Below are 20,003 nucleotides of genomic sequence, written 5' to 3'. Positions count from 1 at the left end.
TAAAAACTGATAACCATTAGATTTATATTTGACGATTATAAGGTTTGTATATTCGTATGACTAAAAAAAATAGATCCTATAATAATGTTTTTAAAAGTTACACTGAGGTTTTGAATTCTCAACTGCAGCCGGGAGAAACATTGTTTTATGTGCGTGATAATTTGCTTCCAACCTTGAATATTAAAGTGATGATAAAAGAGCGCAGTAAAGAGGCATTCAGTCACATTGATTTAATGATTTTAAGGTTAATCGAACAAGGAATTAGCTCAATTAAGTCAATCGTTGTATTAACGGCTCTTGCTGAAAAATTAGTGATAAGGCATGTCAGTGACATGGTTGCAAAATCGTTTGTAGAAATTATTGATAGTAAACACTTTCTAACTGAGCTTGGAGAAGAAACTCTTAGATATGGAATTCCTATTAAAATAGTCCAACGAGCTTTTTTATATTGTGCTGTATCGGAAAGGTTATTACCAAGAGATGCTTATAACTTATCTTTTACACCGATAGAAAATATACGAGAAGACGAATTTAAAAGAAAAATTAGAGAAAATCATATTTTAGAAGAATCAAATATTGTGAATTTAAAAGGTTTAGATTTATCACTTATTAAATGTAAATATGATTTTAACCTAACAGATGAAACAATGGAGTTTGGAAATATTTTAGAATATTCTTCAGGTTATCTTCAAACTAGAATTTTTTTAGCTGGTATAAGTCATCCGGAAAGAGCGATTATTGCTTTTGGTAAAAATTGTGTTGAGTATGAACTGCACAAAGCTTTACCAACAATTGATTCATTCAAAGATTCTGATATTGTAAAAAAACTAGAAGAGTTTAATCTTGATCAGGAAAAAAAATCTAAATTAACTTTTGGCAAAGGAAATATTGTGCTGGATGAATTTGGCTTACCTATAATCAAAATAATCAGAGCAAATAAAGATTGGTTATCTAAAGGAATTGAATCAGGACATAAAGGAATCTTAATGTGCGGTACCGATGAGATACCTGCAAAACCGATAGGTCTTAGAGCATGGGGTAAATTTTCAAGTTTATCCGGTTTAACAGTTAGATATTTTCTTACAGAAAAAAGTTTGAAAGATGACGCTTTTAAATTGCGCCAATATATAGAGAAGCGTGAATCTTTATCTAAAAAAGAAATTGAACAGTTAATAAAAGTTGCGGAGAAATATTCGTTATCGAAGATAATTAAAGATTTATCTCAAATGGAATTGAAGGAAAATTAATGGCGGAATTTAATTGGAAAGGCTGGGGATTGATACCTCTTTTTTGTTCAAAAAAAGAATTTAAAAAAATTGTTAGTGGTGACCTTTGGCAACATTGGGCACATGATTTAAAGGATGAGGAAATTAAGGAAAGAAGACGTTTCTATACAAGATCTTGTGCCGATTTGTTTAGACCAATTGAATCAGGTAGATTTGTAACTAAACTAGGTCATAATTCGAAACCATTATTTTCTTTTGTTCAGTCGTTTAATAATGAATATGATGAAAAAATAATTAATATTAATCAATTAGAGTTACTAGCTCTTGGAGAAATATACATATTATATATTCATTTTGATTCCCCCTCGATTTACACAGCAACGGAAATTTCAAAAATAAATCGGACTGTGTTTCAGTGGGAGCCGAGGACTGAAAAACACAATGTGAGCCAGTGGACTGATAAAGAAGGAAAACGACAAAATTTAAAGAAACACATATCTACAGTCTTAGGTTTTCGATTGAATCAAAATAGACTTTATGAAGAAGATACTTTTGGTCACGAGTTAGTTAATTGTACATGGATAAAACAAATTAATGGTTTTAATACTGGTAATACGATTTGTGTAAGTGAGTTGAGTGCAGGTATTATTAACCAAGATCAAAGATATAAACTCTCTGTAAAAGAGAGAGAAAGATTAACTGATAATCAGTTTGATTACTGGGCAGATTGGAGATGTCAATTGAATTTGAATCGATTAGTTTTTATCGATCAAGCTCAGAACGAGTCATCACTGAACTGGAATTTATCTAAACATCAATTTTACTTGGATTTATTTGTTTCGGTTATTAGCCAAAGAACTTCATTGAATCGATTCAAAGATGAAATGATGTCATGTAGCAACAAGCAAAGAGGTAGTTTACATGAGCGTATCTCCTTATATAGAAGATATTACAAAATAGTTCATATTTCTACGTATCCTTTTGCAGACAAATTATATCAGTATTTTTGTCAACAAGCCGATTTATCCGAAATTGAAAATAAAACATTCATTGAACTTGAATATAACTATTCTCTTTGGAAACAAGAAAAAGAAGAGTCCACATACATGGTACTATTATTTGTGTCTATTGTGGCTGCCTTATTGGTTCCAGCAAGTTCCATCGCAACAATTATGGCTCTTAATTATGAGCAGATTACATCTCCTCATTTTTTGATCATTTCTGGATTAATAACTTTTATTACTATACTTGTAATGATTTTTCCACTATTCAAACGTTTTCGTAAAGATCGAAAGTTAGAAAAATCATAAGTTTTTGAATTAAATCTGTAGTGATAATAAATTGAATCAGAGCATTATAACGCTTCTCATCATTAGTATTTTGTGGACATCTGTCATTTATAAATTAGACTTAAACAAGTTATTTTTGTAAAACTTTAGCTCTTCAAGAGATTCTATTATATCATCCATAGCACGATGATTATTTTTTTTATTGGGAGATTTTTGATAAAAATTATCATACCATCTTCTTCCTAACTCTTTGACAGTACTGACATCAATGGTTCTATAATGGAAATACGATTCTAGATTTGGCATATATTTGTATAAAAAACGTCTATCTTGACTAACACTATTACCACATATTGGAGAGGTATTTGGTTCGACCCACTTTTTAAGGAAATTTACAGTTTGTTCCTCTGCTTCTCTTAAGGATATTTTACTTGATAATACTTTTTGTGTTAAGCCAGATGCACCATGATGTTGGATACACCAATCATTCATTTGGTCCATGACCGACTTGGGTTGATGTATTATGAGTTCAGGGCCTGTTGCTAAAATATTCAGCTCCGAATCTGTTACTAATGTAGCGATTTCAATGATATGATCTGTTTCAGGATTCAGTCCTGTCATTTCCAAATCGATCCATATTAAATTATGTTTCATTGGGTTAAATTCCTTTTTGTCTATTGAGCAATATTACTTTTGCAAGATCGAATAAATTAAAAATTATTAAATATAAAAATATGGTTAAGCCTGATCGAATTGTTAATTCAGGTAATGAATTAGGAACATTATGCGTCAAATAAATAACAATTGTAAAAATTACAGTCGTTATTAAAGTTAAAATGATTCTCGGAAGCCAGCTTTTAGACTCTAGTACAGGACCACCACATAGTTTGTTAATAATGCATTTAACATTTAAGCTACGTTTAATTTCATAAAAGGATAAGACAAAAAGAATAAAGGTTGTCAGAAACAATTCATATGCCCAAGTGTAATCATTTGGATTTGAGACTTGATATCCTGCAGCTGCACCAAATTCAATGATTGTAAGTGCTAAGCATAGTAGGGTAGCAGCTATTGAAATAATGGGTCTAAATAGTAGAGCCACTAAACAAAGTGCAATAAAATTTTCAATGACACTTTGAGCAGAGCTAAACAAAACACTATTTTCTTTAAAGAAGTCTAAGTTTATTAAAATAGCTTGGGGTAAAGATGATTGATTTTGAAATGAGGTAATCAGTTTTGAGAAACCATCAGGGGTAAACCAGTTGAGCAAATCATTCTCATGGACTTGGAAGCATAACATTAGACCTACCAGGATTAAAGAAAAGTCTTTGGCTTTTTGTTCAAGATGCAAATCATTAAAATCCCAGGAGGTTTTGTTGAAAAAGATTAAATATTTAATTAAAAGAATAATTGAAGGAACAATTGCAGAAATAAGAGCAGCAATAAATGGTGATAAACTATTTTTACTTAAAAAAATTGCAACAAAAACTGATAGTCCTAAAGATACAATAATAATTAGAAAGGGGATTGGATGAATAAAATAAAAATCTGGTAAAATAATTTGTTTTTTTTGTTTATGACTCATGTAATTAATAAATAAAATGACATTTAATAAAAGTGGCATGAGATAAGTAAATGCCCATAATCCTTGGTATCCGGTATGACTTAAAAAATATATTAAAAAAATTAATAAAGAAACTGTACTAGTTAATCTTGGATAGATACCAATAAGCAGAGCAATTGAAGTCATTAATAAAAAAACTGGACATATGTACACTGCAAACCATGACATATCAAGAATGACAGTATTCAAACACTTAAAAATTTGCCAAGCATTTGCATCGATAAGATTCGAGATTGAGTTCTGAAAACCCGATAATGAAAAAAAATGATTTGTGTATAAAACAACGAGCTCTGAAAATAAGATGACTCCTAAAATAACTCTCAGAAAGGTTGTATAGTTGACCTTAAAACTTTGATTACTCATATCCAATTGATTCATGTTAACTCCTTGAAATTAATTATTATGATTATAATCTTAATTTAAGCAGATTCACAAAAAAAAATAGTAATTAACGAATAAATTAGAATTTGAAAAAAATATAAATGTAGTTTGATTGATTTGATAGGGATATGAAAAATTGCTGAGAAGGACTCAGCAATTTTTTTGCTTAGAATGCGTAATCTAAACCTAGAGTAAGCGTATCTGTTCTTAATACGTTATTATCTTGATCTTGGTTCCAATATACTTCATTTCCATCTTTTCCAAATACATGGGTATACTGAACATTCATTGTTAAACTATCCGTTAGGCCAAAACCAACACCAACAGCTGCTTCTGGTCTCCATTGATGTGCATTGTATGAACTATAATTTGCATCAGGCGTAGTTCCAGTTTGCTCTAATCTGTTTTGAACATATGCAGCACCTGCTTTACCATAAACACTAAGAGAATCAGTTAAAGCGACTCGAGCAACTAATAAAGCCGAATAATAATCAATACGATTATTCCAAGAAACAGTTTTACCACCAACAGAATTTGAAAAAGTACCTGATTTGCTGTCTTCAAAAAAGCTTGTCCACCCTAGTTCAGGACCAATTGCTAAAAAGTCAGTTACGGGGAACAGGTAACCTAAATGCACTCCACCAACAGCAGATGCACTATCTCTGTTGTCTTTTTTCCAAATCTCTAGCTGTTTTGTAGATGCACTTGCATTCCCTTTAGACGTCCATCCATAACCTGCCTCAACACCCATGTAAGGACCTGCTTCAAAAGCAAAAGCAGAGCTTGAAACTAGAGCAGATGCAATTAAAAGACCTAAGCTAATTTTTTTCATTTATTTATCCTTGATTATTATTTTTGTGAATTCGCGGAGAATCATAACAAAAAAAAATATAAAAAAAAGGTGGTTATATAAATACTGACACAAACTTGTAATTTGTTAATGAGTTGTTAAAACCATAAAATTATTAGAGATAATTCAAAGATTCTAAGTATTCTTATTTGTTGTAACACGATTTTAGTTACTATAACGGTAAGGATTATTATTGAAGGAAAAATTATGAATAAAAGTTTAAAAACTCTGTCTCTATACATTTTCCCTGTCTTATTTGTTGGTTTAATTGTCACTTTGGTTATGACTCATAATCATTTGGTTGAAGTGATTTTAAATTATTCTTTATTAGTTTGGGTTTTACTCGTTGCAGCGATTGGCTACAAGGTTGTAAGTTCGGATATGTTAAAATCTTCAAAATATAAAGCATTAAGTAAAGTTGTTATTGTGTTTTTAATTTTTGCTTTGGTTGCGTTTTTTGTTAAATGGCATTTTAGTTAGTATGGTATAGTAGTAAGGAGGCTTTATGATTCAAAAGTATAGTGTTGATGTTCAACAAGGAAAAAAGAGCCATCAGGTTGATGTTTTTGCTCAAAGTTTATCCGATGCTCACAAGAGAGCAAGTGCGATATGCTTGACTAATTCGCATCCTAATTGTCCCATGGTCGTTAAAAATATTCGGTAATTTTGAGTACAGAGTCGAATCTTTGATCACTAGGTTTAATTATCAAATTAAATTTGCTGCGTCATAGCAGCAATTTTTTTCAAAAATAAGTATAGTACTTTATGATTACTACCAATTGAAACAGATATCAAATAATTAAATTATTCAGTATGAGACGAAAACTTCCTAATTTTAAAATCACCTTGTTTTTATTTCCTCTATAGTGGAGAAAGGATAATATGATTTCTGATTTCTGATTTCTGATTTCTGATTTCTGATTTCTGATTTTAGATTTTAGATTTTAGATTTTAGATTTTAGATTTTAGATGAGTAGAATTAGTTTATCCTATTCTTATCTATATTGTAGTTATCTCTATAGTTTAAAGTGATGTGAAAATATTATTGGTTACAAATAAAGAACACGAAAATAAATATTTAATCAATAAAGGAAGGGGAAAATCTCTTATGATACTCTCACCTCATGAAATTTGAATATCTCATTTAATAACTAATTTGCAATTATTCAATATTATTTGCTGTGCAATACTTAACGTAAGCTTACTAGATAACTCTAAAGACTTTTTTTAAAAAATAAATACGATAAAGTATCAAATAGATTTAAAAGTAAAAACTTTTAAAATTATAAATTTTTAGATCAAAAAGGAACTTTATGTTTATTAAAAAAATTATCTTTTTAACTTTAATAGTGTCATTCATTTCAGGGTGTGCAGCAATTAAGTTAAATCCCAATGCTAAAAACGTTATTGTAACTCCTGAAAAACCAGATAAAGATTGTAAATACTTGGGTTCCGTTTCAGGGGATCAGGGAAATTCATTTACAGGAGAATATACATCAAATAAAAACTTAGAGATAGGCGCAATGAATGATCTTAAAAATAATGCAGCTGCACTTGGAGCTAATTATGTCCAATTGATCACAAATAGAGCTGCATCGGATAGTAATGGACAACAAACAAGTAATCAAACGAGCGTCTCTCAAGTTGGAAATGCATTTTTTTGTAAAAATAAGTAAAAATATAGAGTTAAAGGCTTTTTATGGATTTGTTTAATAATCTTAATATCTTTATTAAGCTGAATTTTTGATACAGAAAATGTAAATGTATTGATATGAATTATTCCAGTACTTACCAAATTAATATTAACAGAAACAATCTCTTGTTACTTGAGAATAGTGGTATGTTAATATGTTTTCTGTAATTTATATTTTTAAAAAATGTACATATTATTTGAGTATATAAAAATTATGTAAAACATGTATTTAGCCGGAGAGATCCGGCTTTATTTTTGGTTATCTTTATTAAATATCAGTTTTTTGTCAGTAGGTAGTTTATAAGCTCTGTATATTGTTTCTTAGTTTTTATAAATTTTGTACTGATTAAATATTTATTGTTAATAAGAAGCTTTGGAACAGCATTGACTTTTGATTTTTCAATTATTTTATCATCTTGATGGGCTAAGGTTTCTACACTAAATGAATTATATGCTTGCAAAAAATTCTCCTTTGAAATACCTATATTTTCAAATACTTTGATCATTTCACTTTGATTTCTAGGCGGTTTTTTTTGATTTTGTACTAAATTAAACAACCTGGCGGAAACTTTATCACTAACACCTAACAAAACCGATGAAAGATATGATTTTTGTAATAAATCTGTTTTATCTCCGCCAATACCGACGAAATAAATTTTTTTAAATTGAGTATTTTTCGGAGTTACAGTTTTGAGGTAGTTAAAGTAATTTTCAAATTTAAAGCAATGAGAACAATAATAAGAAAAAAATTCCGTTACTGTAGGTTTTTTTGTTTGTTGCATTGTCTTAATGACGCTGTAGTATTTACCTTCAGGAAACTTGCTTTCACTAGCATATAATAAAGCAGGAAATAGTATTGACAATAAAATTAAAGAAAACTTGAAAGCTACCAGTTTTTTCATTTCACATTCTCCATGAATTTTTGCTATTAATAATTCTAATTAATTGATCTACCATTTAATTTTAGTTAAATCTAAGACGTTATATAATAATTATGTAAATCTTTATGAGTTGTGTCATGAAAGTTATATGTTTGGTTCTGATTTCGTTTTTTATAACTTCAGGTTTTGCCTCATCTTATCAAAATATGAGTTTAAAATCTGATAAAAAAGAATTACTTGAACGGTATAATCAAAATATAGAATCTAAATATGTAACGAAACAAAATGCAATTAAATTGTTTAATGAAGAGTATGGATCACTTATCCAAAAAGCTGAGTCAGGTAATGGTAAAGAACAATTAAATTTAGCAATGACGTACTTAAATACAGAACAGTCACAATTTGACTTACCATATGAATATAAAAAAGAAAAATATATTTATTGGCTTGAAAGATCAAGTGAAAAAAGAATACCTGAAGCACAATACTTATTTGGTGTTGAAAATGAATCAGGTCAAAATATGGATAAAAATATGAGAAAAGCCAGTTATCTATTTTTAGAATCTGCTGAAAATGGTTATTCTCAATCTCAATTTAAATTAGGCGAGTTTTTTGAATTTGGTAAGTTTGTTAAAAAAAATCAAAGTAAAGCAAACTTTTGGTATAAAAAGTCTGCAGGTCAGGGATATCTCAAAGGACAGTTAAAGCTTGCCAAAATTTATTGTGAATCAAATAACGCAAGAGAGTGTTTCTTTTGGACGGAAAAAGCTGCTGAGCAGGGTGATTATAATGCTTTATTTGAGTTGGCTACTTTTTATGAGAAAGGTTTTGTTGTTGAAAGAAATTATAAGAAAGCGATTGATCTCTATGATTCTGCTGCAAAATTGAACAGTGGAAATGCATTATTTAAATTGGGAGAAATTTACCAATTTGGGGATTTAAACCAAAACGTTGATATTTATAAATCGAGTCAATTATATGAACGCGCATCTTTGTTAGGGCACTTACCATCACAACAAAGTTTGGCCATGTTATATTATTTTGGGAGAGGTGTGCCGCTTGATTATCAAAAAGCATATGTATGGCTTTATACGTCATTCTTACTGACCAAAAAGAAAGTGAGCTATTTAAACCGGCTAGAAAAAATTTTAAATCAAAGATCCCTTCAAACAGCTAAGATAGAAGCATACAAAAACCTGTATTATATCACTTACCATCAAAATAAGACTTAGTTGTCTAAAATATAATCATAAAAGACTGAAGATGTATATTTAATCGAAAAAAATAATAATTTTATTTGAATTTTATCTTTAAATAATATAATTTTATTCACGAAATAATTTATCATATTAAAAGGAGTTTGTTATGATGAATGTCTATCCTAAAGCTGAATTTGATGCACAACACTCTGGGTTTTTATTTGATGTTACTGATCGTATGCAGCCAGTAATGACTAAATTAAAAATGTATGAAGCAACGCGAGGAATTTGGCATAAAATCCCATCAGAATTAAATCTTAAATTCGCATTTGCTATCGTTAAAAATGTTATCAAAGAAGTCTATTCGATTGAGTCATGGGAACCTGCAAATTTATCTAGTTTTACAACAAGAAAGTTTCGTAAAAAAAATGTTGATGATTACTATCAGTTTGTAGGTACTTTGGCATCTGATGATGTTAGGAAAATGTTTAAAAACAAAAGAGTGACGCTAGATTTAAATGAGCTAAAAGTTGATTTTCTAACTGTGGGACTTGACAATATAGAGCCTACAGACAAAGCTTCATTGAGTTTGAATCAACACTTAAAAGTAGATTGAATAAAATCTATTTTTAAGTCTAGAATTCCTTTAAGAATTTTTATAATAGACTATTCTTAATTTATAAAAATTTTTAAAAGGAATTAGTAATGAAAATTTCTAACAATATTATTTTCGTTTCTGTTTTATGTACCAGCTTTTCTTTATATGCAGATAATCAATGTGACACTGTAAGCTGTAGTGAGCATTTTACTCAAGGTCCTTATATCGGTATTGATATTGGTTTTGGTTGGTTAGATATGTCTGATTTTCAAGTTAATAAGGGAGTGTCTTCTAATAAATCCAACGACGGAGTGACAAGAAGTCTAAATATTGGTTATTTATTCCCGATTAATGATCAATTTTCTATTGGACCAGAAATTGGATATGAAACCTTTTTTAATTCACCAGATATCAAATTTAATCGAGGAAATAACTCTGCATCCATAAAGGTTGAAGATGCTTTATACTTTCCCATTTATGCCGTTACCCAATATCATCTGACAAACGATGTCTATTTGTTCACTAAACTTGGCGCAGCATATGTCCGGCAAAAAACCTCCGTATCCAGTAATGCAATAAATATTGCACCTCTATCAGATACACAAACTTCCAATGATTGGCGTTTCGCAGGCTCGATTGGAATAGGTTATGCTTTACAGGATTATCTTGGCTTATCCATTCACTATACTTATATTGATGGTGATAATTCCAGTGATATTTTAACTTCTAACGAGACACAACCTTATCGATTTCAAAATGTTGGAATGGGTGTTACTTTTTCATTTTAATCGACAATACCTAAAACTTAAAAGCCTGATATAGTTCAAAAAAAAAACAATATAAAGACCCATATCTCACTTTTGAAACAAAATTATCGGGTTTAAATGAAAGAATACAATCTTGAACTATATTTTTTTATGACAACTCTTTGTTTAATTTAAGGAAAAATGTTATGAAAAAAATTCTACTTGGAACAGCTGTTGGTTCTTTATTTTGCGCGACCTCAGCAATAGCAAACCCTTGTTACACCGAAGCTTGTGGGGCAGATGCAGCAGGACCCTATATGGGTTTAGAGCTCGGTTATGGCTGGTATGATGAAGGGAGCAAAGGTACTATTGATAATAGTGGAGAACGGGCGAATACGGATTTTGGACTTGGTGGTTACAATGGTACTGACAATGGTTTAGGTGTGTTTTCAGGTGGAATCAATTTCGGTTACCTTTTTCCAATAACCGATAGTTTCTTTTTAGGTCCAGAAGTCGGTTACTTATTTAATTTTCAGACACCAGATTATAAATGGAAGTTTGGTAATTCAGAATTAAAATATGAATTGAAAGATAATACGATAATTCCTTTATTAGCCGTTGCAAGAGTAAATGTTGCTGAAGATTTTTATTTATTTGCGAAATTAGGTGTATCTTATGTGCATCAAAAATTGAGTATTAGTGGAAGCGGTGGTCTCGCTGGGGTAGATTTTGCAAATACAGTACCAATAGGAGATGGTGAAACGGCTTCTAATTGGCAATTTACCGGCGTTGCAGGTGTTGGTTGGCAAGTGAGTGAAGATATTGGTCTAACCGTTCAGTATACCTATGTTGATGGAGATAAATTTTCAGAGCTTTCTCCCTATAATTATCTTGCAGCCAACGCACCTGACATCGATACCATTACATACCAGGCTGTAACAGCAGGTTTAACGTATTCTTTCTAAAATACAAAAGTTAAATCACATTTTGAAAGACTGCTTTTAAAGCAGTCTTTTTTTTGATCAAGTTCACAGTATGAAACTAATTAATTGCAAAAATCTATAAAATCTATAAATTCCACACTCTATCGAAACGTTTTCCTAAATTTGTACAGGTGAAATATGACAAACCAAAATTATAGAGTGCCGTTGGCTTTTCTAACACTATCTTTTTTCATGTGGGGTTTTATCACATGTTTGAATGATATAATGATTCCACATTTAAAGGAGTTATTTAGCTTAAATTATGTAGAAGCAATGGTTGTTCAGTTTACGTTCTTTGGAACATTTGCAATTGTGTCTATACCAATGGCTAAAGTAATTCAAAAAATTGGTCATAAAAAAGGTATTGTTACTGGATTTATGGTTATTGCTTTAGGTTGTTTAATCTTTTTACCTGCTGCTGCGTATGCAAGTTACGGTATGTTTATCTTTGGTTACTTTATCATGGCTACAGGTGTGACTACTCTTCAAGTAGCATGTAATCCATATGCAACACTTTTAGGTAAACCAGAGACAGCTTCAAGTCGTTTGACTTTTATGCAGGCATTTAACTCTCTTGGAACAACGATAGCTCCATTTTTCGGTGGTATTCTTATTTTAGTTGCAGGCGCGACAGCTACAACAGTTGCTGGTAAAATATGGGCTGTACAAAAGCCATTTATTATTTTAGCTGTAGCTTTAGTATTAGTTGGTTTATTGTTTGCATTTGTAAAATTACCAAAGATTGATACGAATAAATCAAAAGATGATAGTTCTTCTACTGTTAATGCTCTTGAAGATAGAGGATCAATTTGGAAATATAAGCATTTGATTTTAGGATGTGTTGCTATATTCATGTACGTAGGTGCAGAAGTATCTATTGGTAGTTTTTTAATTAATTACTTTGAACTTCCTGAGTTAGGTGCAATAACAGGTTTAACAGCTGCATCTTATGTAGGTTATTACTGGGGTGGGGCTATGGTAGGTCGATTTATTGGTACTTACTTATTAAAAGAGTTTGCTCCAAATAAAATTATTGCACTGTTTAGTTCTATCGCAATTGTATTAGTTGTTATTTCAATGTTAACAAATGGTAATATTGCGGTCATCACTATCGTTGCAGTGGGTTTGTTTAACTCTATTCAATTCCCAACAATTTTCAGTGTTGCTTTAAGAGGACTAGGAAAATATACAGCAATCGGCTCAGGCTTATTAATTGTATCTATAGTTGGTGGAGCAATTGTTCCTATTATCCAAGGTTCAGTAGCTGATACAGTTGGCGTTCATCACGCATTTATTATTCCAGTTATATGTTATTTATACATCGTATTTTATGGCTTGAAAGGCTACGATAAATCAGTATTCTTAACATCTAAATAATAATGTAAGAGTTCTTTTGAAATGCTGTCTTTGACATTAATAAATAGTGAAAAGATAGAATTAGTATAGATAAAGAAAAATAGATAGTTATATCAAGACGCATACATTTGAGAAAGCAGTGTATGCGTTTTTTTATTGCTTGAATCTAAAAAAATCATCTTCATAATATATGCATTTTGTTTTAATGATGAGTTAGTGGGAGAGTTATTTTTTAACTTTAAAATAGATGTCTTAATTTTGGAAATTAAGTTTTTAGATATTATCTCTTTATTTTTTCATAATGTGAGCATAAATCTTTTATTAATGATGAAAAAAATATATCTTATTTATAAAAAGGAGATTGCCATGAACTTTACCTATTATAATCCAACCAAAATTCTTTTTGGTGCAGAGCATATAGCTTCAATTAAAAATGAGATTCCTACAAGTAAGAAAGTTTTAGTCTTGTATGGAGGCGGCTCTATTAAAAAAAACCATGTTTATGATGATGTCATGAAAGCTTTATCTGAACATGAAGTTTTTGAGTTTAGTGGTATTGAACCAAACCCAACTGTTGAAACGCTTGATAAAGCTGTCAATTTAGTTCGTTCCAATCAAATTGATTTTTTATTAGCAGTAGGCGGTGGTTCGGTTATTGATGGAACAAAATATGTGGCTGCTGCAGCTTGTTATGATGGTCATGGTTGGGATATTCTTGAAAAAAATGAACCCGTAATTAATGCACTTCCTATTGGCTCTGTTTTGACGTTACCAGCAACAGGTTCTGAATCAAATAGTGGGTCAGTGATCACTAAGAAAGAAACAAATCAAAAGCTTGCCTTCATGAGCCCTTTGGTACAACCTAAATTTTCTGTTTTAGATCCCAAAAGTATGGAAACTTTACCAGAAAGACAACTCGTGAATGGTATCGTAGATGCTTGGGTTCATGTATGTGAACAATATATCACAACCCCTCAAGATGCTATGGTTCAAGATGGTTATGCGGAAGCATTATTAAAAAATTTAATCCAGTTAGCCAAAGACTTCCCAAGTCGTTCAACTACGCCAAACTGGAATGATAATTTGATGTGGACTGCCAACCAAGCGCTAAATGGATTGATTGGTGCGGGTGTAAGTCAAGATTGGGGCACGCATATGATTGGACATGAATTAACAGCACTCTTTGGCGTTGATCATGCACGTTCATTAGCGATTATTCAACCGTCACTGTTAAGAAACCAAATTTCTAAAAAAAGAGAAAAGTTAAACCAAATGGGTAAAAATGTTTTTGGCTTAAATCAAAGTGATAATTTAGCTGAAGAAACGATTAATCACATTGAGAAACTCTTTCATTCATTGAATGTTAAAACTCATTTGGATGACTATGGCATGAGCAAAGCAGATGCAGTGAAACAAGTCATCGCTAAGCTTGAAAAACATGGCATGGTACAGTTAGGCGAGCATCAAGCCATAACTCCTGATGTGAGTGAAAAAATCTTAGATAAAGCAATTGCATGATAAAAATATCAATTTAATGTAAAAAGTTGGTTATTTTATCTGACTTTTTACTTTAATTTGTCATTGTAATAATGTTAATTTTGCTATATTAAAACATACTTAAATTAATGTGTTTATTTTATGAGAAAATTAACAAAAATATTATTTGTTTTCGTTGTTTGTTTGTTGCTTTCGTCTTGTGACTTTAGCGAAGAAAATGCATTAGCTAAAAAACAAGAAATGATATATTCATCATATCAACACACATTGAATACCATAAAGAAATATCCTAATGTTAACACTAATTTAAATCACGCATATGGGTGGGCTATTTTTACAAATAAAAAGGAAGTGACATACCAAACGAATTATGGTTATGGCTTAGCTCATAACAATTTAAGTAACAAATACACTTTTATGAAGATGAAAGTTCCAAGTAAAAAGTTTTTTGATGACAAAAAGATAAAGATTATTTTTGTTTTTAGGACTAAAGAAGCTTTTGAAAATTTCGTTAAAACAGGACTTCTATTAACCCCACCTCCCAAACACCCTATTGAGCAAACTAAAATGAATACAGATAATTCTATTTATTCGATGAGAAATTATCAAACGAATGTTATTGGTTACCTTATTACCAAAAAAGGTTTTGCTACAAAAGTTGATATCAATAAAATCCAGTACTGGAAAGACGCCAGTTTGAATAATAGAGATTAAAGAATTTATTTAAAGGAGTAAATATACATGAATATACTAATCATTGGAGCAAGCCGAGGAATTGGGCAAGAGCTTGCAAGACAATATTCGAATTTAGATCACAATGTAAATATAACGATAAGAGGAAAAAATCATGACGTTACTAGGAATGTGACAGTTTTTTCAGAAGTTGATGTGACATGTTTTGATAGTATTCAAAAACTTGCTAATTCTTTGGATGATAAAAGTATTGACCTTTTAATTTACAACGCTGGTATTTGGCGTGATGAAGTACTTGGAGAGCTAAATGATAAAAGCTTTTTGGAGACTTTCAATACAAATGCAGTGGGAGCTTTTAGAGTGGCTTCACTTCTCAAAGATAAATTAAAAACTAATGGTACCTTGGCCTTGATGACTAGTAAAATGGGTTCAATAGGGGATAATAGTTCAGGTGGAAGATACTCTTATAGAATGAGCAAAGCTGCTATGAATGCTTTAGGTAAAAGTTTATCGATAGATTTAAAAGATAGGGATATAAAAGTTTTAATGATGCATCCGGGTTGGGTTCAAACTGATATGGGTGGTCCTAATGCTCACCTGACTGTTGAAGAGTCTGTGAAAGGGATCATTAATGTCATTCAGAAATCAGCGCCAAAAGATTCGGGTAAATTTTTTAATTATGACGGAACAGTCATCTCTTGGTAATCTCTCATGACAAGAATCTCTCGATGTTCCTGGTTAGATTTAACTAAAGAAGACTATGTTCAGTACCATGACAGGGAGTGGGGTGTACCGGTTTACGATGACTATATATTATTTGAGTTTATCGTTTTAGAGCTAAATCAAGCTGGTTTAAACTGGTATACTATTTTGAAGAGAAGGGCCTCTTTCAAAGCGGCATATGCAAATTATGATTTAAAAAAGATAGCTCAATATAATCACTTAGATATTGAAAACCTGATGAAAAACTCTGAAATTATTCGTCATAAAAAGAAGATTGAAGCTGTGATAAATAATGCAAAATGTTTTTTACAGGTTCAGCAAAACTATAAATCCTTTAGTCACTTCCTTTGGTCATTTGTTGATTTTCAACCAATTAAAATCACGAGTTGTGAAGAGGATATAGAATTAATGAAATCGATTTCGAATAAATTTCACCTCGGTTTAAAGGAATTGGGTTTTTTGTTTATGGGACCTATAATTTGCGAAGCTTATTTAAAAGCTTGCGGTGTATTTAACGCGCATGATATGAATTGCTTTAGATATAATGAAGTTTAGTCACTTATAAAGATTCTAAACTTTGTGCTTTTATTAAGCTTTAGTAAAGCTTTCCCTCTTACTAAATCAGCAAATTTGTAATATAATATTGCAACTTTAAATTATTTATTACAGGCTGCAATTGAAGTACTTGACTCTTCTTTTTTTAGCATTGATGCTTTCTTTTCATGCAGATGCAAAAAGTAAACACTTTTATTCTTCTTATTATGAAATACACCAATTTAAATCCTCTTTAGCGAAGCACGAATATTCGGCAAAAAAAATTACTTATTACTTAAAGCGTAGGAAGTTACCCAAATCTTTTATCATCATACCTTACATAGAATCAAATTTTAATAATTATGCACGATCAAGAAAAGGTGCCCGTGGAATGTGGCAGTTAATGCCTTTTACAGCGAGGTTAATGGGCATTCAGGTCAATCGACATAGAGATGATCGAATTAATTTTGCAAGATCTACACATGCAGCACTTAAATATATACAAAATTTATATTATTACTATCATGGTAATGATATCTTAGTGGTTGCAGCTTATAATGCTGGAAAGGGCCGTGTTGACAGTACCTTAAAGAAAATACATGGTTATCACTCAGGGCGAAAAGAAACACAGTTTATGTTAGATCTTCCAAGGGAAACGCAAAGGTATGTTGGGAGATATAAAGTTCTTAAAACCTATGTGGATAGTAGATATTTTAAAATATAATTGAACGTAAAAAACGATCAATATCTCATTATGAAAAAATAATGATTGAATAAATTATCAATTATAATAATATAAAATTGCAAAAACGAAAAATATAACTATAAGAACATTTTGTTTAATGATTCAAAAAATAATATAAATAAACAAACACAACCCAAAAGCAGTACATTGTACTGCTTTTTTATTTCTATTGATATGCTTTTAAAATAAAAGCATATTCAAAAGCTTTGTCTTTAATCCATTGGTACCTTTTAGATGCACCTGTATGACCAGAATTCATTTTAATATCTAAAAGCAATAGATTATTGTCTGTTTTAAGGTCTCTAAGTTTCGCAACCCATTTAGCAGGCTCCCAATAGGTCACTTGTTCATCAGAAATGCCTGTTAAAGCTAAAATATTGGGATAGGATTGTGGTTTAATATTATCATATGGGGAGTAAGATAATATGTATTCAAAGTCCTCTTTATTAAGGATGGGGTTTCCCCACTCTTCCCACTCAGGTGGCGTTAAAGGCAATGATGCATCTGAAATGGTATTCACAACATCAACGAATGGGACGGCAGCAATAATACTTTTGAAAATTGAAGGCTCCATATTTGCTACAGCTCCCATTAATAATCCACCTGCACTTCCACCATAACCTGTAATTAAACCAGCATTGGTATATTTTTGATCTATCAAAAAGTGACAAACAGTTAAATAATCTTCAAACGTATTCTTTTTCAGTTCTTTTTTTCCATTTCGATACCAATTATAACCTTTTTCATCACCACCTCTAATGTGAGCAATAGCATAGATAAATCCACGATTGATAAGGCTAAAGATTTGCTGATTAAAGGTAGGTGTTATTCCAAGTCCATATGAGCCATATCCATACAATAATAGGGGGTTCTTGGAGTTTAACAATGTTCCTTTTTTGTAAATGATGGTAATGGGGATCTTTTGCCCATCAGATGAGGTTGCATTTAAAACCTCTGTTTGATATTTATTAGTATCATAGTTTGGAACATTAGACTTTTTTAAAGTAATTTTTTTGAGACTCTCTAAATTTAAATCATAAAGAGTTGAGGGTTGGATAGGTGTTTCTAGAGAAAATCTTATGACATAACTATTTGGGTCATCATTACCAATTAAATGAAAACAAAAGTTATTGGTTGAAAATTTAAGAGATCTTTTCTCATGGGTTAATATATTTATGATGAATATTTCTTGCATTGATGTAGCCGTATTCTTATAACATGCAATTAAGTATTTGTTATAAAGAGCCATTGTTTCAAGATATAAATCCTTTTCTTCATCTAAAAAGATTTTCCAATTAGATTTTGAAATATTCTCAACCGGACAGGTCATGATCATAAAATTATTTTTATGATTAAGGTTTGTCAGAATATAAAATGAACCATTATTATGAGTAATGCTGTATTGAATATCATCTTTATCTTCAACAAAGAGTTGAAAGGGTGCATCCGAGTCTAAGGGTTTATAGTGTATTACGGTATCTGAGCCATTGTTTAAATGTAGAAATATATATTTACCATCTGGCGTTTTAGTCATATCCAAAAACATGTCATCATGCGATGTTGGCTTTGTAAAGAGAACTTGTCTTGATTCTAATCCTTTATGGATATTAATCGAGCAGACTGTTTTTCCTCTACCACTTTCATCTCTTTCAATATAAAAAATATTTTCATTATCAACCCATTGAAATGAATCTGTTAAATCAGTTATATTTAATTGAGTATGTTCATTTTTTGCTAAATCTTTAAGTTTTAAACTATACGACATTGAACCGGTTGTATTCACTGTATAGGCAAAATAAGTCCCATCTTTATTGACCGATGTTGTTCCTAATATGAAAGTATCATAGTTTTCTGATTCTTTATTTATATCAAAATAAGTCTCTGTTTCGGCATCAATTGAAGCAAATTTTCGTTGAAGAATGGGATAATTTAATCCTTTTTTAGTTTCTTGGATGTAATAGTAATTTCCTTTTTGATATGGATAGCTAATATCGTCTTCAACAATTCGAGATAAAATTTCATCATATATTTGTTTTTGACTACTTTGTGTATGATCCATAATTTGTTTTGTGTAAGCTTGCTCACTTTCAAGGTATTCTTTTACCGATGGATCGTGAAAGTCTAAATCACCTTCAATAAACTTCTTCCAGTTTTTATCGCGGAGCCAGGCATAATTATCAACTCTGGTTTGATTGTGTTGTTTGATTTCTTTTGGAATTTTTTTTGCGTTTGGTGGTTTAATTGGATTCATTATTATTCTATATATATATGTATTTAATCTCTCCATTATATAAGCTCAATAAAGGTTTTCAATCCATACTTTTTTAATTATTAATCTGATTCAAAAAAATAAATCATAAAAAAAAATTCCTCACATTAGGATATTTTTGAAATGCTGTATTTCATAAATATCTTATCTTAAGTTTTAGAATACTATTTTGACTGAATACACACATTAAAGAGTTTGATAATATTTAAACACTAGCTTAGAACAACAATTACAAATTTAAGAAGAGGACATAAAAATGAAAAATAGTATAAAAAAAGGTTTTATCTCAGGTTTTATAGCAACTTTAGTTTTGACAATGATGATGATCATTAAAGGCAAAATGGGCATTATGCCAGCTTTGGATCCGGTAGGTATGATGACTAATACAGTCCATGCTAAATTAGGATTACCTCAGTTACCGGTTATAGGTTGGTTGATGCATTTTGGTATTGGGACAATAGCTTGGGGAGGAGCCTTTTCAATCTTCAATAAATGGATACCTACACAAAAACAATTAACAAAAGGAATTATTTTTGGGGTCGTTGCATGGCTTATAATGATGTTAATCCCAATGCCAATGATGGGGGCAGGTTTGTTTGCTTTAAATATTGGTATTCAAGCAACTGTTATGACATTAGTACTTCATTTAGTTTTCGGTGTTGTATTGGGAGTCAGTTACCAGAAATTACTTGGAGAATAATTTAGTCTTATAAAAT

At 30.7% G+C, this 20,003-nt stretch carries 20 protein-coding genes; 15 read left to right on the top strand and 5 right to left on the bottom strand.

Annotated features, from left to right (window positions below):
- Positions 1–56 precede the first annotated feature (56 nt).
- Positions 57–1,247: a hypothetical protein gene (locus CF386_RS10050; protein WP_089074301.1), complete on the top strand. Its 1,191-nt coding sequence runs from the start codon at positions 57–59 to the stop codon at positions 1,245–1,247.
- The gene (locus CF386_RS10045; RefSeq protein WP_089074300.1) at positions 1,247–2,536 is read left to right on the top strand and encodes a hypothetical protein; all 1,290 of its coding nucleotides are present in this window, start codon (positions 1,247–1,249) and stop codon (positions 2,534–2,536) included. Before CF386_RS10050 ends, CF386_RS10045 begins: the two co-directional genes overlap by 1 nt.
- An 87-nt stretch (positions 2,537–2,623) precedes the next feature.
- Here the strand turns inward: CF386_RS10045 and orn are convergent, their stop codons facing one another.
- The 3 genes from orn to CF386_RS10030 form a co-directional block, all read right to left on the bottom strand.
- The gene (orn, locus tag CF386_RS10040) at positions 2,624–3,169 is read right to left on the bottom strand and encodes an oligoribonuclease (RefSeq protein WP_089074299.1); all 546 of its coding nucleotides are present in this window, start codon (positions 3,167–3,169) and stop codon (positions 2,624–2,626) included.
- A gap of 4 nt (positions 3,170–3,173) precedes the next feature.
- Positions 3,174–4,517, bottom strand: coding sequence for a hypothetical protein (locus tag CF386_RS10035; protein WP_089074298.1), 1,344 nt, complete (start codon positions 4,515–4,517; stop codon positions 3,174–3,176).
- Between the two features lie 169 nt (positions 4,518–4,686).
- A complete protein-coding gene (locus CF386_RS10030) occupies positions 4,687–5,352 on the bottom strand; it encodes an outer membrane protein (protein WP_089074297.1) in 666 nt (221 codons plus the stop codon).
- Positions 5,353–5,577: 225 nt separating this feature from the next.
- Between CF386_RS10030 and CF386_RS10025 the strand changes: the two genes are divergently transcribed.
- Entirely contained in the window at positions 5,578–5,850 is a 273-nt protein-coding gene (locus CF386_RS10025) for a hypothetical protein (RefSeq protein WP_089074296.1), read from the top strand.
- 833 nt (positions 5,851–6,683) lie between these two features.
- Positions 6,684–7,046: a DUF4156 domain-containing protein gene (locus CF386_RS10020; RefSeq protein ID WP_225971763.1), complete on the top strand. Its 363-nt coding sequence runs from the start codon at positions 6,684–6,686 to the stop codon at positions 7,044–7,046.
- Positions 7,047–7,338: 292 nt separating this feature from the next.
- On the opposite strand, the gene CF386_RS10015 is transcribed toward CF386_RS10020, so the two are convergent.
- Positions 7,339–7,965, bottom strand: a complete 627-nt coding sequence (locus tag CF386_RS10015) for a thiol:disulfide interchange protein DsbA/DsbL (protein WP_089074295.1) — start codon at positions 7,963–7,965, stop codon at positions 7,339–7,341.
- A 116-nt stretch (positions 7,966–8,081) separates the two neighbouring features.
- Here CF386_RS10015 and CF386_RS10010 point away from each other — a divergent pair, with 116 nt between their 5' ends.
- From CF386_RS10010 to CF386_RS09965, 10 genes are all read left to right on the top strand, one after another.
- Positions 8,082–9,176, top strand: coding sequence for a tetratricopeptide repeat protein (locus CF386_RS10010; protein WP_158522380.1), 1,095 nt, complete (start codon positions 8,082–8,084; stop codon positions 9,174–9,176).
- A gap of 133 nt (positions 9,177–9,309) precedes the next feature.
- Positions 9,310–9,759 (top strand): hypothetical protein, encoded by a 450-nt coding sequence (locus CF386_RS10005; protein WP_089074293.1) that lies wholly within the window; start codon positions 9,310–9,312, stop codon positions 9,757–9,759.
- Positions 9,760–9,848: 89 nt separating this feature from the next.
- Positions 9,849–10,529 carry an outer membrane protein gene (locus tag CF386_RS10000; protein ID WP_089074292.1) on the top strand — a complete coding sequence of 227 codons (681 nt, stop codon included), beginning with the start codon at positions 9,849–9,851 and terminating at the stop codon, positions 10,527–10,529.
- Between the two features lie 164 nt (positions 10,530–10,693).
- On the top strand, positions 10,694–11,452 hold the full coding sequence (locus CF386_RS09995; RefSeq protein WP_089074291.1) for an outer membrane protein: 759 nt from the start codon (positions 10,694–10,696) through the stop codon (positions 11,450–11,452).
- A gap of 156 nt (positions 11,453–11,608) precedes the next feature.
- Entirely contained in the window at positions 11,609–12,847 is a 1,239-nt protein-coding gene (locus tag CF386_RS09990) for a sugar MFS transporter (RefSeq protein ID WP_089074290.1), read from the top strand.
- Positions 12,848–13,192: 345 nt separating this feature from the next.
- Positions 13,193–14,344 carry an iron-containing alcohol dehydrogenase gene (locus tag CF386_RS09985; protein WP_089074787.1) on the top strand — a complete coding sequence of 384 codons (1,152 nt, stop codon included), beginning with the start codon at positions 13,193–13,195 and terminating at the stop codon, positions 14,342–14,344.
- A 120-nt stretch (positions 14,345–14,464) separates the two neighbouring features.
- Positions 14,465–15,037, top strand: a complete 573-nt coding sequence (locus tag CF386_RS09980; protein WP_089074289.1) for a hypothetical protein — start codon at positions 14,465–14,467, stop codon at positions 15,035–15,037.
- A 27-nt stretch (positions 15,038–15,064) separates the two neighbouring features.
- Positions 15,065–15,721 (top strand): SDR family oxidoreductase, encoded by a 657-nt coding sequence (locus CF386_RS09975; RefSeq protein ID WP_089074288.1) that lies wholly within the window; start codon positions 15,065–15,067, stop codon positions 15,719–15,721.
- A gap of 6 nt (positions 15,722–15,727) precedes the next feature.
- The gene (locus CF386_RS09970) at positions 15,728–16,294 is read left to right on the top strand and encodes a DNA-3-methyladenine glycosylase I (RefSeq protein WP_089074287.1); all 567 of its coding nucleotides are present in this window, start codon (positions 15,728–15,730) and stop codon (positions 16,292–16,294) included.
- A gap of 121 nt (positions 16,295–16,415) precedes the next feature.
- Positions 16,416–16,997, top strand: a complete 582-nt coding sequence (locus CF386_RS09965; protein ID WP_145955050.1) for a lytic transglycosylase domain-containing protein — start codon at positions 16,416–16,418, stop codon at positions 16,995–16,997.
- A gap of 187 nt (positions 16,998–17,184) precedes the next feature.
- On the opposite strand, the gene CF386_RS09960 is transcribed toward CF386_RS09965, so the two are convergent.
- Entirely contained in the window at positions 17,185–19,269 is a 2,085-nt protein-coding gene (locus CF386_RS09960) for a S9 family peptidase (protein WP_158522379.1), read from the bottom strand.
- Between the two features lie 274 nt (positions 19,270–19,543).
- On the opposite strand from CF386_RS09960, the gene CF386_RS09955 reads away from it, so the two are divergent.
- Entirely contained in the window at positions 19,544–19,987 is a 444-nt protein-coding gene (locus CF386_RS09955) for a DUF6789 family protein (protein ID WP_089074284.1), read from the top strand.
- Positions 19,988–20,003 lie beyond the last annotated feature (16 nt).

Source organism: Paraphotobacterium marinum (assembly GCF_002216855.1).
GTDB lineage: Bacteria > Pseudomonadota > Gammaproteobacteria > Enterobacterales > Vibrionaceae > Paraphotobacterium > Paraphotobacterium marinum.
The sequence above is the reverse complement of the archived record's forward strand: the minus strand, read 5'-3'. Positions and strand labels throughout refer to the sequence as shown.

Coding starts and splice junctions, on each gene's coding strand:
- CF386_RS10050 (WP_089074301.1), top strand. CDS start 57: ATGACTAAAAAAAATAGATCCTATAATAATGTTTTTAAAAGTTACACT.
- CF386_RS10045 (WP_089074300.1), top strand. CDS start 1,247: ATGGCGGAATTTAATTGGAAAGGCTGGGGATTGATACCTCTTTTTTGT.
- orn (WP_089074299.1), bottom strand. CDS start 3,169: ATGAAACATAATTTAATATGGATCGATTTGGAAATGACAGGACTGAAT.
- CF386_RS10035 (WP_089074298.1), bottom strand. CDS start 4,517: ATGAATCAATTGGATATGAGTAATCAAAGTTTTAAGGTCAACTATACA.
- CF386_RS10030 (WP_089074297.1), bottom strand. CDS start 5,352: ATGAAAAAAATTAGCTTAGGTCTTTTAATTGCATCTGCTCTAGTTTCA.
- CF386_RS10025 (WP_089074296.1), top strand. CDS start 5,578: ATGAATAAAAGTTTAAAAACTCTGTCTCTATACATTTTCCCTGTCTTA.
- CF386_RS10020 (WP_225971763.1), top strand. CDS start 6,684: ATGTTTATTAAAAAAATTATCTTTTTAACTTTAATAGTGTCATTCATT.
- CF386_RS10015 (WP_089074295.1), bottom strand. CDS start 7,965: ATGAAAAAACTGGTAGCTTTCAAGTTTTCTTTAATTTTATTGTCAATA.
- CF386_RS10010 (WP_158522380.1), top strand. CDS start 8,082: ATGAAAGTTATATGTTTGGTTCTGATTTCGTTTTTTATAACTTCAGGT.
- CF386_RS10005 (WP_089074293.1), top strand. CDS start 9,310: ATGATGAATGTCTATCCTAAAGCTGAATTTGATGCACAACACTCTGGG.
- CF386_RS10000 (WP_089074292.1), top strand. CDS start 9,849: ATGAAAATTTCTAACAATATTATTTTCGTTTCTGTTTTATGTACCAGC.
- CF386_RS09995 (WP_089074291.1), top strand. CDS start 10,694: ATGAAAAAAATTCTACTTGGAACAGCTGTTGGTTCTTTATTTTGCGCG.
- CF386_RS09990 (WP_089074290.1), top strand. CDS start 11,609: ATGACAAACCAAAATTATAGAGTGCCGTTGGCTTTTCTAACACTATCT.
- CF386_RS09985 (WP_089074787.1), top strand. CDS start 13,193: ATGAACTTTACCTATTATAATCCAACCAAAATTCTTTTTGGTGCAGAG.
- CF386_RS09980 (WP_089074289.1), top strand. CDS start 14,465: ATGAGAAAATTAACAAAAATATTATTTGTTTTCGTTGTTTGTTTGTTG.
- CF386_RS09975 (WP_089074288.1), top strand. CDS start 15,065: ATGAATATACTAATCATTGGAGCAAGCCGAGGAATTGGGCAAGAGCTT.
- CF386_RS09970 (WP_089074287.1), top strand. CDS start 15,728: ATGACAAGAATCTCTCGATGTTCCTGGTTAGATTTAACTAAAGAAGAC.
- CF386_RS09960 (WP_158522379.1), bottom strand. CDS start 19,269: ATGAATCCAATTAAACCACCAAACGCAAAAAAAATTCCAAAAGAAATC.
- CF386_RS09955 (WP_089074284.1), top strand. CDS start 19,544: ATGAAAAATAGTATAAAAAAAGGTTTTATCTCAGGTTTTATAGCAACT.